The 13,067-nt window shown below is 59.5% G+C and carries 10 protein-coding genes and 1 pseudogene; 5 read left to right on the top strand and 6 right to left on the bottom strand.

Features of this window, described 5'->3' with window-relative positions:
* The first annotated feature begins 204 nt into the window (after positions 1–204).
* Entirely contained in the window at positions 205–1,788 is a 1,584-nt protein-coding gene (locus tag ACZZ0Q_RS03905; protein ID WP_463540009.1) for a peptide chain release factor 3, read from the top strand.
* A 26-nt stretch (positions 1,789–1,814) separates the two neighbouring features.
* On the opposite strand, the gene ACZZ0Q_RS03900 is transcribed toward ACZZ0Q_RS03905, so the two are convergent.
* Complete coding sequence (locus ACZZ0Q_RS03900) at positions 1,815–2,270, bottom strand: endonuclease domain-containing protein (RefSeq protein WP_463560308.1); 456 nt, start codon at positions 2,268–2,270, stop codon at positions 1,815–1,817.
* 13 nt (positions 2,271–2,283) lie between these two features.
* On the opposite strand from ACZZ0Q_RS03900, the gene ACZZ0Q_RS03895 reads away from it, so the two are divergent.
* On the top strand, positions 2,284–3,060 hold the full coding sequence (locus tag ACZZ0Q_RS03895) for a TatD family hydrolase (protein ID WP_463540011.1): 777 nt from the start codon (positions 2,284–2,286) through the stop codon (positions 3,058–3,060).
* Between the two features lie 68 nt (positions 3,061–3,128).
* Here the strand turns inward: ACZZ0Q_RS03895 and ACZZ0Q_RS03890 are convergent, their stop codons facing one another.
* The 5 genes and pseudogenes from ACZZ0Q_RS03890 to ACZZ0Q_RS03870 all read right to left on the bottom strand — a co-directional run bounded on the left by ACZZ0Q_RS03890 (position 3,129) and on the right by ACZZ0Q_RS03870 (position 9,341).
* Positions 3,129–3,833 (bottom strand): methyl-accepting chemotaxis protein, encoded by a 705-nt coding sequence (locus ACZZ0Q_RS03890; RefSeq protein WP_463560999.1) that lies wholly within the window; start codon positions 3,831–3,833, stop codon positions 3,129–3,131.
* A gap of 153 nt (positions 3,834–3,986) precedes the next feature.
* Positions 3,987–4,190 (bottom strand): annotated as a pseudogene (locus ACZZ0Q_RS03885) (HAMP domain-containing protein); the annotation flags it as partial.
* Positions 4,191–5,482: 1,292 nt separating this feature from the next.
* Positions 5,483–6,319: a regulatory signaling modulator protein AmpE gene (ampE, locus tag ACZZ0Q_RS03880; protein ID WP_463540012.1), complete on the bottom strand. Its 837-nt coding sequence runs from the start codon at positions 6,317–6,319 to the stop codon at positions 5,483–5,485.
* Positions 6,316–6,909, bottom strand: a complete 594-nt coding sequence (ampD, locus tag ACZZ0Q_RS03875; RefSeq protein WP_463540013.1) for a 1,6-anhydro-N-acetylmuramyl-L-alanine amidase AmpD — start codon at positions 6,907–6,909, stop codon at positions 6,316–6,318. The genes ampE and ampD overlap by 4 nt, the downstream gene beginning before the upstream one ends.
* 134 nt (positions 6,910–7,043) lie before the next feature.
* Positions 7,044–9,341 carry a DUF1631 domain-containing protein gene (locus tag ACZZ0Q_RS03870; RefSeq protein ID WP_463540014.1) on the bottom strand — a complete coding sequence of 766 codons (2,298 nt, stop codon included), beginning with the start codon at positions 9,339–9,341 and terminating at the stop codon, positions 7,044–7,046.
* Positions 9,342–9,651: 310 nt separating this feature from the next.
* Between ACZZ0Q_RS03870 and nadC the strand changes: the two genes are divergently transcribed.
* The 3 genes from nadC to ACZZ0Q_RS03855 all read left to right on the top strand — a co-directional run bounded on the left by nadC (position 9,652) and on the right by ACZZ0Q_RS03855 (position 13,052).
* Positions 9,652–10,500 (top strand): carboxylating nicotinate-nucleotide diphosphorylase, encoded by an 849-nt coding sequence (nadC, locus tag ACZZ0Q_RS03865; protein ID WP_463540015.1) that lies wholly within the window; start codon positions 9,652–9,654, stop codon positions 10,498–10,500.
* Positions 10,501–10,615: 115 nt separating this feature from the next.
* Positions 10,616–11,923 (top strand): nucleotide sugar dehydrogenase, encoded by a 1,308-nt coding sequence (locus ACZZ0Q_RS03860; protein WP_463540016.1) that lies wholly within the window; start codon positions 10,616–10,618, stop codon positions 11,921–11,923.
* A gap of 25 nt (positions 11,924–11,948) precedes the next feature.
* Positions 11,949–13,052 carry a glycosyltransferase family 4 protein gene (locus ACZZ0Q_RS03855; RefSeq protein ID WP_463560307.1) on the top strand — a complete coding sequence of 368 codons (1,104 nt, stop codon included), beginning with the start codon at positions 11,949–11,951 and terminating at the stop codon, positions 13,050–13,052.
* Positions 13,053–13,067: the final 15 nt, after the last annotated feature.

Genomic DNA, 13,067 nt, shown 5'->3' with positions numbered 1-13,067 from the left:
TGCACAAACCGTTGCGGCGCTTGGCTTCCAGCGCAGGTGCTGAGGGGAAGTATCCAGTCCGTTTTTGACAGACCGGCTATCACCATCAGGGTTCATTTGGATCGACCCAACGGAGCGACCGGCGCTTACGCCACGGCCGCCCATCGAGGCGGGGCATCCTGTATACTTCGCGCCCAATTTCCAGCTCCACGACCAGGTTCTCGCATGTCCATTCAGGCCGCCGAAGTCGCGAAACGCCGTACGTTCGCCATCATCTCCCACCCCGACGCCGGTAAAACCACCATTACCGAGAAGCTTCTGCTTATGGGTAAAGCCATTGCCGTGGCGGGTACGGTGAAATCGCGTAAATCCGACCGCCATGCGACGTCTGACTGGATGGAAATGGAGAAGCAGCGCGGCATCTCCATCACCACCTCGGTGATGCAGTTCCCCTACCGCGAGCACATGATCAACCTGCTCGACACCCCCGGCCACGAAGACTTCTCGGAAGACACCTACCGCACCCTGACGGCAGTGGACTCGGCCCTGATGGTGCTCGACGGCGGTAAAGGCGTTGAACCGCGCACCATCGCCCTGATGGACGTGTGCCGGCTGCGCGACACGCCCATCGTCAGCTTTATCAACAAGCTGGACCGCGACATTCGCGACCCCATCGAACTGCTTGATGAAATTGAAGCCGTGCTGAAAATCAAGGCCGCGCCGGTGACCTGGCCGATTGGCTGCTACCGCGACTTCAAAGGCGTGTACCACCTGGCCGACGACTACATCATCGTCTACACCCCGGGCCACGGCCACGAACGTACCGAGACCAAAATCATCGAGAAATTGGACTCCGACGAAGCCCGCGCGCACTTGGGCGACGAGTACGAGCGCTTTATCGAACAGCTGGAATTGGTTCAGGGCGCCTGCCACGAATTCGATCAGCAAGAATTCCTCGACGGCAAACTGACCCCGGTGTTTTTCGGCACCGCGCTGGGCAACTTCGGCGTCGACCATGTGCTCGACGCGGTGGTCGACTGGGCGCCTCAGCCCCTGGCTCGTGTGGCCAACGAGCGCACCGTGGAGCCAGAGGAAGAGAAATTCAGCGGCTTCGTGTTCAAGATTCAAGCGAACATGGACCCCAAACACCGCGACCGCATCGCCTTTATGCGCATCTGCTCCGGCAAATACGACAAAGGCATGAAAATGCGCCACGTTCGCCTGGGCAAAGAGGTGCGCATCGGCGACGCCCTGACCTTCTTCTCCTCCGAACGTGAGCAGCTGGAAGAAGCGTTTGCCGGCGACATCATCGGCTTGCACAACCACGGCACCATCCAGATCGGCGACACCTTCACCGAAGGCGAAAACCTCGGCTTCACCGGCATCCCGCACTTCGCCCCGGAACTGTTCCGCCGCGTGCGCCTGAAGGACCCGCTGAAATCCAAGCAACTGCGCCAAGGCCTGCAAGAACTCGCCGAAGAAGGCGCCACCCAGGTGTTCTTCCCGGAACGCAGCAACGACATCATCCTCGGCGCCGTGGGCGTGCTGCAGTTCGACGTGGTCGCCAGTCGGCTGAAAGAGGAATACAAGGTCGAGTGCCAATACGAGCCGATCACCGTTTGGTCTGCTCGCTGGATCGACAGCAGCGATAAGAAGAAGCTTGAAGAATTCAAGATCAAGGCTGTGGAAAACCTGGCCATCGACGGCGGCGGGCACCTGACCTACCTGGCCCCGACGCGGGTGAATTTGAGCTTGATGGAAGAGCGCTGGCCTGAGGTGAAGTTCAGGGCTACGCGGGAGCATCATTGAATTAGTGATGTTGCCTCAACGGCCCCTCACCCCTGCCCCTCTCCCGCGGGCGGGAGAGGGGTTCCAATCGGTGCATGCCGCACCCCCTCGGTCGGGCTGGTCTCCCCTCTCCCGCCTCGCGGGAGAGGGGCTGGGGGTGAGGGCCGCTCTTGCTGCTCTACCCAAATCCGCAACGCCTCCATAACCGCGTCCATCTCGCCAAATACCTGATTATTCCAAAAGCGCAACACGCTATAACCCCGCGTATTCAGCCAGTCGCTGCGACGGTTATCGTATTCAACTTGTTCTGAATGCTGGCCGCCGTCGAGCTCAACAATCAAATTCAGCTCCCTGCAAACGAAATCAACGATGTAATGCCCAAGCGGTACCTGACGCCTAAACTTGAGCCCCATAAATCGGCGGTCTCTCAACCTAAACCACATCACCCGCTCCGCCTCCGTCGCCGCTCCTCGCAACCCTTTGGCACGCCCGCGCAAATCCATTTACCCTACCCCCATGCAGCTAATAGACACCCACACCCACCTCGACTTCCCCGACTTCGATCACGATCGCAGCCAGCTCCTGGCCAATGCGCGGGATAAAGGAGTTGAGCGCCTGGTCGTACTCGGCGTCTATCAGAGCAACTGGCAGCGTGTATGGGACTTGGCCCAGGAAAACGACGGCCTCTATGCGGCCCTCGGCCTGCATCCCGTCTATTTGGAGCAGCATCACTCCGACCATGTAAGCGAACTACGCACGTGGCTGGAGCGCCTGGCGGGCTCAGAAAAACTCTGCGCCATTGGCGAGTTCGGGTTGGACTATTACCTGCCCGAACTGAACCGCGAGCGCCAACAAGCGTTGTTCGAAGCCCAACTAAGTTTGGCAGCCGAGTTCGAACTGCCGCCGCTGCTGCATGTGCGTCGCAGCCACGCGCAGGTGATCGCCACGCTCAAGCGTTTCAAGCTGAAACGTCCGGGCATCATTCATGCGTTCGCCGGCAGCTATGAGGAGGCGCGGGAGTACATCAAGTTGGGCTTTAAATTAGGGCTGGGCGGCGCGCCCACTTGGCCGCAGGCGTTGCGCCTGCGCAAAGTGGTGGCGCAATTACCCGCCGAGGCCGTGGTGCTGGAAACCGACGCCCCGGACATGGCGCCTGCCATGCATCCCGAACAACGCAACAGCCCCGCGCATCTGCCGGACATCTGTGCAGCCCTGGCCGAAATACGCGGCGAGACAACGGAAGATTTCGCACGCGTCACCACCGATAACGCCAGGGCTGTATTCGGCTGGTAAGCCCCTTCCAACGCGGCGCAGAAACAACAAAGCCGCCATAAGGCGGCTTTGTCATTCAACAGCTCCGGTCAGACGCGGAACGCGCTGATCAATTGCTTGAGATGGGCCACTTCGCCCGACAGTTCACGGCTCGCCTGCTCGGTCTGGCTTGCGCCTTCAGCCGTACGCTCGCCGGCCAGGTTGATTTCGACGATGTTCTGGTCGATGTCGTGCGCCACAGCTGTTTGCTGCTCCGCCGCTGCCGCGATCTGCTGGTTTTGGTCGACGATCATGCCCACCGCACCCAGGATATTTTCCAGCGCCACCTGCACCTTGCCGGACTCGGCCACGGTGTTGTCGGCCATGCTGTGACTGCTGTGCATGGTTTTGACCGCCGCACCGACGCCGCCTTGCAGCTTGGCAATCATCTTTTCGATTTCTTCAGTGGACTGCTGGGTGCGCTTGGCCAGGTTGCGGACCTCGTCGGCCACTACGGCAAACCCACGACCCTGCTCGCCAGCACGCGCTGCCTCGATGGCCGCGTTCAGGGCCAAGAGGTTGGTTTGTTCAGCGATGCCTTTGATCACGTCGAGCACTTGGCTGATCGAGGCACTGTCGCTGGCCAGTTGATTAATGACGGTTACCGACTGATCAATTTCGTCAGCCAGTCGTTGGATGCTGCCAACCTGCAACTCCACCAGCGCGCGACCGCTGACGGTTTCGTGGTTGACGCTCTGCGCGCTGTCTACGGCGGCGGCGGCGCTACGGGCAACTTCCTGCGCGGTGGCGGACATCTGGTTCATCGCCGTGGCCACTTGTTCGATCTGGCTACGCTGCCCAGCGACGGCCTGGTTGCTTTGCGCAGACACGTCTTCCACCCGATCGGCCTGCACGCCCACAGCAGTAACCGTGTGGCCGACGCGCTCAATGAGGTGGTGAATCTTCTGCACGGTGCCGTTGAACACTTCACCTAATTCGCCCAGTTCGTCACGACTCTGCGCACGGAAGCTGACGGTCATGTCGCCGGCCGCCACTTGGTCCATTACCTTGCCGAGGCTTTTCAGCGTGGTGCGGGTGGACACATAAAACGCGCCGTAGAGGTAACCAATGAGGATGAACACCACCAACAGCGCCACCACCAGCAGCACCATCTGGGTTTGCTTACGCTCCAGACGTTTTTGCAGTTGTTGCTTGAGGAACACCAAGGCGGCGTCGTTCAGCTGATAGGTTTTTTCCATCGACGCCGACACTTTGTCGTAGAACCCCTGCCACGGCTCGTCCAACGAGTCGGCCATGACCACTTGGTCTTCGAAGAACGTGCTGCTTTCTTTCAATGTGGCGCGGCTGGCTTCGGCCAGGCTTTTCAACGCTTCTTGTGCAGCCGGGCTGCCATCGAGCGCGTCGTTGATGGTCAGGCCGTATTCGGCGTGGAGTTTTTCCAGCAGCAACAGCAATTCATCGAACTTGCCGCTGGCGGAGGAGTTCAGGAAGCCTTGAGCCAACGACGCTGCGCCCAGCGAGCGCCCGGTGCTCAGAGCAGAAGTGACGGAGGTGGTGCCGTTGGTGACCAGCTCAATCATCTGGCGCACGGTGGTCTGGTTGTCTTGGCTGAGGCCGGCCTGGTTGGCGATGATCTTGATCAGTACCTGCATGTTGCCCTGCAGCTTCTCGATCATCGGCGCTTTGCTCTGCAACGATGTTTCGGCGTCGGCAGCCTTCAGGGCTTTTTCCAGTTCGTCACGCTTGGAGATGAACAGCTCGATCTGGTCGGCATCGGTAACCACCGGTTCGAGCTTGAGCAGGTCGGCTTCGATGCGTTTGCTCAGCGCGCCAATACGCGCTTCGAGATCGCCCGCCTTGCCGGATTGGCCGACGGCGGCGTTGATCTCGACCATGTCATTGAGGTTTTCAAGGTCGCCGCGCAACTTGAGGCTGGCGCTCATCAAGTCGAGGCTTTGCAGCTCGGCGCGCGTGCCGATGAACTCGTGATACGAGTCCCGCACGAGATAGAAGTTGGTAACCAGCATCGGCAGAAAGAACAGGACGCTGATCAAGCTGAATTTCATACCAAAACTGAGGCGATTCATCAGCGCGATGGCCGGATACAGCACGGTCTTCACAAGACGTCTCCTGATCACATTATTGTTATTGGATCGTCACAGGGCAGAACGGGGACGCAGCGGGGGTCAATCGCTTAAGTCCCTGTCGACCCGTGAGCGTCGCAGTGCGCATTAACCGTGCAGTGAGCGTGACACAAGTCACAAACTGCCGGGCGCGGCATTCTGTATACCCGATATCGGCACGCACCTTTGTAACTTAAGGTTAAGTGAGCGTCCATCGCCAGGAAGGGCCATTGATCTGAGTGATGGCACTTCACACCCAATGACGGCGGGACGCCAGCCAGTCCGGGCGTTTCAGCCCGACCGGCGGTGTCGTAACGGCGTTAAAACAATAATGTCCAGACGGCAAAACCGGCGTACCAGAACACCCCGGCGCGAACCAGCAATTGCCACAAACCGTCGAGGCTCGACACGCCGCTTTCGCCCAAGGTCGGCACGCCAAAATCTTCAGCGGCACGGCCGCTATTGGCGACCAGTTGGGCGGCAGAAATGTTCCAGTTCAGCAGCTCATGGAGCAGCACGCGGCTCACGGCTACAAAGCTGCCCACCAGCGCAAAACTGCCAGCCAGCAGACGCACCGGCAACCAGTCGAACGCATGACGCCATTGCCCCGCGCGGGCGCGCAAGGCGGGGTCTTCAGCGTGTTCGACAGTCAATGCCAACAGGCGATAGGCGATTGCCGCCAACGGTCCGAGCAACGCGTACCAGAAAATCACCGCAAAAAAGCTCTGATAACCCTGCCACAGCAAAAAGCCCTGCGCTTGCTGCAGGAGGCTGTCGGGGTCCGGCGCTTCAACGTTCAAATCACGTTGCGCCACCAGGTACGCGCCTTCTACATCTTCACGGCGCCAGGCGTCGCGAAACGGCCCCAGCGCCACCAGTGGATCGCCACGCCCCAGGCTATAAACCAGGACCCACAAATGCACCGGCAACGTCAGCCAACCATGTAGCGGCACGCCGAGCACTGCGAGCAACAGCGCCAACGCTGCGACCGGCGCAAGCACCAGCACCGCCAATTGCAGCCACGGGTTATGACGAAAAGCGGCCTGCCGCTCAGCCCACGCCAACAAGCGCAGCCAGGCACCGTCTTGCTGGATTCTGGCGCGCCAGGACGAGAACTTCTCGACCCACAACACCAAGAGCAGCACTAGAAAACTCATGACACGCCTCCCTCTGACGACGGGCGTTCGCCCGCCTTTCCTTGATCTGCCAGGCCGGCAAGAAAGCGCGGCCACTCGAAATGCTCGCCCGGATCGGTCTTACGGCCCGGCGCGATATCGCTGTGGCCGCAGATTCGCTCAGGCTTGATAGCCGGATACGCCGCGCACAGCTGCGCGCTCAACTGCGCAAGCACGGCATATTGAATAGCGGTGAACGGCTGGTCGTCGGTGCCTTCCAGCTCAATGCCTATCGAAAAATCATTGCAGTTGTCGCGCCCCTCGAACAACGACAGCCCGGCGTGCCAAGCGCGGTCCAGGCACGACACGAATTGAATCACGCTGCCGTCGCGCTGAATCAGAAAATGTGCCGACACGCGCAGCTCGGCGATCCCGGCAAAGTACGGATGCTCGTCAGCACACAGGCAATTCTGAAACAGCTCAACAACCTTTCCCGTACCGAATTGCCCCGGCGGCAGGCTGATGTTGTGAATCACCAGCAGCGAAATTTCCCCATTGGGCCGCTCATTGAAATTGGGCGACGGGCAATGGCGGATACCGTCGCACCAGCCGGTGGTGGGGTCCAACTGCATACATTCTCCTTGGCAGGTCCGCTGCAAACGGCCCGCAAACTGCCGACCACTCTAGAGCAGCCCACCGCCGCGGCCAACCCTGAAAACGACGACGCCCGGCAAAGGCCGGGCGTCGTTGTAAAAGCAGGCTGCGCTTAGGCGTTTTTCAACCGGCGCAAGTTGCCGATTACCGACTCCAGCGCACGGTCAAACAACAGCGCATCGTCAAGCAGACGAATCGCGTTGCGGCGGAATTCGACCGCGAGGCCCATGCGGGTTTTCTCTAGTACTTTCATGCCCGTGCGGTTAACGAAAATGTATTTGCCGGTTGGCTTGATGATCGCCGCCAACTTGCAACGCACTTTGTGCTCTTCGTCTTCTTGAAATTCGACCCAGCTACCAACCACAAGGCTGTCAACACGGGCCAGGCCTTCGTCATCATCCGGCAGCACCATTTCTGGTTCTTGCACGCGGTTTTCACCCGGCGCCAGCAGCACGATTTCTTCAACCACTTCGACCATCGCCGGCACGGCAATAGCCTCGACTTCGTCTTCAGGCGGCAGCTCCAGCAGCGGCGCATCGCCATCTGCTGCGACTGCATCGGCGTCAGGTTCAACCGCCTCAGGCATCGGCCGCTTGAAGCGCTGGAACGCCTGTACATGCAGGTTTTCCAGCTGACTGAAAAATTCGCTGGTGGAGAACGGGTCGAACGCCGCGCTGGCCATGCCTTCGCGCAGGGCTTTCAGCAGACCGGGCACCAGCTCCAGCAAACGCAGACGCGCCTCGGGATCTTCATGCGGGGCCACGCTCCACACCAGGTCGTCCATGGTGCTCAAGGCCGCGTCCCACTCAGGCGAGTTCACGCCGTGCTTGAGGCAGGTGAGCATCATCACTTTGCTCCAGGCTTCCTGGAGCAAGCGCACCACTACTTCGGGCAGGGTTTTACCGAGCAGACGTTCATTCAACGCATGTTCGACTTCGCGACGAGCCAGTTCGGCCTTGGCGCTGCCCTCTTCGGCATCACGGGTGCGTTGTTCGAGCAACTCGCTGCGGCGACGCTCATCGCCGGTAAAGGCGAGGAAATCGGCCAACAGCTCGGAGAAAATCGCCGGATCGTCAACGAAATCGTTAAGCAGGCGCTGCACGATGCTTTCGATCTTCTGATACAGGCTGTCGCGCTGAGCGTCGTCCTGCTCTGCCCAGCCCAAGGCGGCGGCAGCAATTTCGTTGAGCAGACGACGCGCCGGATGGCTGCCACGGCTGAAGAAGGTTTTATCCAGAACCGCGACCTTCAACATCGGAATTTGCAGACGTCCAATCAGCGCTTTCAGCGAGTCGGACAGGGTGCGGTCGTCGAGGATGAACTCAAATAACATCGACACCAGGTTGATCACATCTTCATCAACCTCACCGACCACGCGCGACTTGCCGCTCTTGGCGCTGGCGCGCACCAGCAGTTGTTCCAGCTGGTTGCGCAGGTCGAAGTCGTCTTGCACGGCGGTAGTGAACGCCGGGCGCTGCTGCATGTGGGAAAGCAGGCGCATCAAGTCATTACTGGAAATCGGCAAGGCGTCGGCGGGCATTTCGCGACGCGGCAAACCGCTGCCACGCACTTGCGACAACAGCTCTTGCAGCACGCCAAACACTTCCTGAACGCCTTCATCGGCGTAACCACCACCGTGGCTGACTTCGCCAGGCGCACCGGTGGCGGGAGCACTACGCATACCACTGCTGGCCGGGCCGGCTTTACGACGCACCGGCGCCGTCTTCAGCTCTGGCAATACGCCGGCCTGAATCAGCTGTTCGTTGGTGTCGGAATAAAGTTGGTCGAGGTCGGCCAGTACATATTTCTCAAACAGCTTGAGAATGATCAGTTTGACCTTGATCTCAACGCCCAGACGGCTGCAGGCCTCCAGGAAGAATTCACAGAGAACGGTCGGACCGAGCGGGTTGGTTTTGTCGTCAATTTTCTTGCTGACCATCGCGTTGATGCGAGTGGTCAGGTGGCCGAGGGCGACCGCATCGCGGCTCATTACCTTGGCGACCATGGAATCCAGCGCTACGGTCTCTTCCAATTCATCGTTTTGCACCAACGCCAAGGTGTCGAACGACACGGCGTCCAACTGCGGCGCGCGGCCGATTTCGTACTGGTTCAGGTTGGCGAAGGTTTCAAAGACTTTCTGCAGGAAGCCGCGCTCAATGCCCTTGCGCTTCAGACGCAGGTCACGCATGGCCTCGAAAAAGGCGTTCTGCTCAGCGTTACTGGTCGCGCGGTCGGCCATCTCGAAGAGGGTATCGTCCGCGTTGTCGAACAACGCCTGCAAGGCTTGTTTCAGCTGCTGGGCAGCTTTGTCGCGCACGTGAATGAGTGCCACGGGCAGCCTCCCCGCCGGTGATGTTGGCGAGTGCTCGGGGGCAACCTTGTTGAGGTGCACCACTTTCGCATCAGTCATTGCAACTCTCCCGCAGACCGGCCATCTGGCTCTCACATCTGCATAACGATCAACTGAGCGTCATCCGTTTTACGTCAAGGGCATGGCGTCAATAATAAGCAGTAAAAGCGATTATAGAGAGCCGGAGCAAGATGAAACCCGACTTCTTGCCCAGATATGACCTACATCACACATGTACCGCATCTGATTCCAAACGGCTACTAACGGACGACCAACGCGCGAAACTCCGCACAGTTCCGCCCCTACAAATGGCGCTGCACAGAGACCTTCGCCTCCTTATAATTGCCCCCATCCGAAACGGGAGCTCCCAATGCCGAACCTTGCCCTCGCCGAACTTGGCGCAGAAATTCAAGCCAACGTACGCCGTGCTCTTCGTGAAGACGTCGGCAGCGGCGACATCACCGCCCAACTGATCCCCGCCGAGCGCCTTGCTCACGCCACCATCATCACCCGCGACGCCGCCGTCATAGCCGGCAGCGCATGGGTTGACAACGTATTCGCCCAAATAGATCCGCGCGTCGCTGTGCACTGGCAAGTTCAGGACGGTGACCGGGTGCAGCCTAACCAACCTTTATTTCACCTCGAAGGCCCCGCACGCGCCCTGCTCACCGGCGAGCGCAGCGCCCTCAACTTCCTGCAAACCCTCTCCGCCGTCGCCACCCGCTGCCGCCACTACGCCGACCTCGTCGAAGGCACCGGCGTGAAACTGCTCGACACCCGCAAAACCCTGCCCGGCCTTCGCCTGGCACAGAAATACGCCGTCACCCAAGGCGGCTGCCACAACCACCGCATCGGCCTGTACGACGCTTTCTTGATAAAAGAAAACCACATCGCCGCCTGCGGCGGCATCGCCCAAGCCATCAAAGCCGCCCACGGCATCGCCCCCGGCAAACCGGTCGAGGTTGAAGTAGAGAGCCTGGCAGAACTAAAGGAAGCGCTGGATGCGGGCGCCGACATCATCATGCTCGACGAACTGAGCCTCGATGAAATGCGCACGGCGGTGGCAATGACCGCCGGCAAGGCGAAGTTGGAAGCGTCGGGCGGCATTAATGAGACGACGCTGCGGGTGATTGCTGAGACGGGGGTGGATTACGTGTCGATTGGCACGTTGACCAAGGACGTTAAGGCGGTGGATTTGTCGATGCGGTTGAGTATTTAAAGCCAAGCGCCACCTACCGCACAAAACCAATTCGAATTGTGGTCGAGCCCCAAGCCTATCTGGCATGCTGCGACGCACCAAACGCCACGCTGACGCGGCAAAAAGAGCCAAGTAAATGAACGAGTTGGAACTGCTTAGGGAAAAGATTGCAGCAGGCAAAGCCGTAGTCGGCATCTATGGCCTCGGCTACGTGGGCCTGCCGTTGGCCCTGCGTTTCGCCGAAGTCGGCGTAAAAGTAATCGGCTTCGACATCGATCAGCACAAAGTCGACAGCCTCAACAGCGGCCGCAGCTACATCGAGCGCATCCAACCCGAGCAGATTCAAGCCGCCACCGACGCGGGCCTGGAAGCCACCAGCGATTTCTCCCGCACTGGCGAAGCCGATGCCCTGATTATTTGCGTACCCACGCCGCTTAACGCTCACCGCGAGCCAGACCTGAGTTTCGTCATCAACACCGTCGAAAGCCTGCTGCCCTACTTCCGCGCCGGCCAATTGCTCAGCCTAGAAAGCACCACATGGCCGGGCACCACTGACGAGCAACTGGCGCCGCGGTTGGAAGCCCAAGGTTTCAAACCTGGCGTGAACTGCGCCTTGGTTTTTTCGCCCGAGCGCGAAGACCCGGGCAATCCCGTTTACGGCACCCACGACATCCCCAAAGTCATCGGCGGCATGACCGCAACGTGCCTGAGCGTTGGCGTCGAGTTTTACCAGCAAGCGATCAAAACCATGGTGCCGGTCAGCAGCCCGAAAGTGGCCGAGATGAGCAAACTCCTGGAAAACATCCACCGCGCCGTGAACATCGGCTTGGTGAACGAGATGAAAATCGTCGCCGACAAAATGGGCATCAACATCCACGAAGTCATCCGCGCCGCCGCGACCAAACCGTTCGGCTTCGTGCCCTACACACCCGGCCCGGGCCTCGGCGGACATTGCATCCCCATCGACCCGTTCTACCTGACGTGGAAAGCCAAGGAATACGGCATCAACACCCGTTTCATCGAACTGGCCGGCGAAATCAACCACTACATGCCGCAGTGGGTCGTCCAGAAAGTCGCCGATGCCCTCAACGACCGCAGCAAGGCCATCAAAGGCAGCCGCATTCTGGTCTTGGGTCTCGCCTACAAAAAGAACATCGACGACAGCCGCGAGTCGCCCGCCGTGGAAATTATGAAATTGCTGCAAGACAAAGGCGCAGACATCGCCTACTCGGATCCGCATGTGCCGACTTTTCCTAAAATGCGGGAGTACAGTTTTGACCTGGCATCAGTGGAACTGACCGCAGCGAGCGTGGCAGCGTATGACGCCGTGGTGCTGACGACGGATCATGATTTGTTTGATTATGAGATGTTGAGCGTCGCCTCGAAATTGCTAGTAGACACGCGCGGGCGTCTTGCGGAAGGGCCAAACATTGTCGCCGCCTGATGCTCGCCGTCAGCGGATCCTGATCGTGACCCGCAACCTTCCGCCATTGGTAGGAGGGATGGAGCGTCTGAATTGGCATATGGCCGATGAGCTGTCCAAATATGCCGACGTTCATGTTGTTGGGCCCGCGGAATCGCAAGCGCAGAAGCCCGCAAATGTCGGGTTTTCTCCTGCACCGTTGCGGCCGCTGTGGCGATTTCTTATTCAAGCCGGCTGGCAAACACTGCGCAAAGCCAGGAGCTGGAAGCCCGACGTAATCCTCGCAGGCAGTGGGCTCACCGCGCCCATCGCTCTGGTCGCCGCGCGGCTAAGCGGCGCCAAGGCAGCTGCTTATGTCCACGGGCTGGACATTTCGGTTGACCACGCGATTTATCGCTCGCTATGGCTGCCAGCGATTCGCCGGCTGGACCGAGTAATAGCCAACAGCAACCCGACGGCTGAATTGGCGAAAGCAGCAGGCGTGAGGAGCGAGCGCATCGGAATCGTTTTTCCAGGTGTGACACTGCCCGGCGAACCGACCCAGCCCAGTACGTTTAGACAAAAATACAAACTGGGCGACGGTCCAATTCTGCTTTCGGTCGGGCGCCTGACCACCCGCAAAGGATTGCTCGAATTTGTCCGCCACGCGCTTCCCACAATCGCGGCTGCTCACCCGGACGTGGTGCTGGCGGTAGTTGGCGATACTCCCAGTGATTCGCTTCATGCCACAGTGCAGAGCAAAGAGAGCTTGCAGCGCGAAGCCGATGCGCTGGGTCTGAGCGGCAACATTCGCTTTCTTGGACTGGTGCCGGATGGCGAACCGCTTTCCGACGCTTACCGATCAGCCACTGTGCATGTGTTTCCTATCCGCAAGATCGCCGGCGATCCGGAAGGATTTGGAATGGTGGCGATTGAGGCGGCTGCGCATGGACTGCCTACAGTGGCTTTTGCTAATGGGGGGGTGGTTGATGCGGTGGCGCCAGCGCGATCGGGACGATTAGTTGAAATTGATGATTACGAAAATTTTGCTTATTCCACGATCAATCAAATTGAGCAGGCGACTACGTACCGCAAGTCTTGCGAAGTATTCGCCGCTGGCTTTTGCTGGAGCGAGTTCGGCAGAGGCGTTAATCATCATTTAGCGCATTAGCGGCTTCGACCTCGA

The organism is Pseudomonas sp. AC070 (assembly GCF_979258635.1).
Note: the sequence above shows the minus strand (reverse complement) of the source record. Positions and strands in the feature narration are given on the sequence as shown.

What these genes read in the sequence shown, in the direction of transcription:
- ACZZ0Q_RS03905 (WP_463540009.1), top strand. Translation starts at nt 205, where the DNA reads ATGTCCATTCAGGCCGCCGAAGTCGCGAAACGCCGTACGTTCGCCATC.
- ACZZ0Q_RS03900 (WP_463560308.1), bottom strand. Translation starts at nt 2,270, where the DNA reads ATGGATTTGCGCGGGCGTGCCAAAGGGTTGCGAGGAGCGGCGACGGAG.
- ACZZ0Q_RS03895 (WP_463540011.1), top strand. Translation starts at nt 2,284, where the DNA reads ATGCAGCTAATAGACACCCACACCCACCTCGACTTCCCCGACTTCGAT.
- ACZZ0Q_RS03890 (WP_463560999.1), bottom strand. Translation starts at nt 3,833, where the DNA reads ATGTCCGCCACCGCGCAGGAAGTTGCCCGTAGCGCCGCCGCCGCCGTA.
- ampE (WP_463540012.1), bottom strand. Translation starts at nt 6,319, where the DNA reads ATGAGTTTTCTAGTGCTGCTCTTGGTGTTGTGGGTCGAGAAGTTCTCG.
- ampD (WP_463540013.1), bottom strand. Translation starts at nt 6,909, where the DNA reads ATGCAGTTGGACCCCACCACCGGCTGGTGCGACGGTATCCGCCATTGC.
- ACZZ0Q_RS03870 (WP_463540014.1), bottom strand. Translation starts at nt 9,341, where the DNA reads ATGACTGATGCGAAAGTGGTGCACCTCAACAAGGTTGCCCCCGAGCAC.
- nadC (WP_463540015.1), top strand. Translation starts at nt 9,652, where the DNA reads ATGCCGAACCTTGCCCTCGCCGAACTTGGCGCAGAAATTCAAGCCAAC.
- ACZZ0Q_RS03860 (WP_463540016.1), top strand. Translation starts at nt 10,616, where the DNA reads ATGAACGAGTTGGAACTGCTTAGGGAAAAGATTGCAGCAGGCAAAGCC.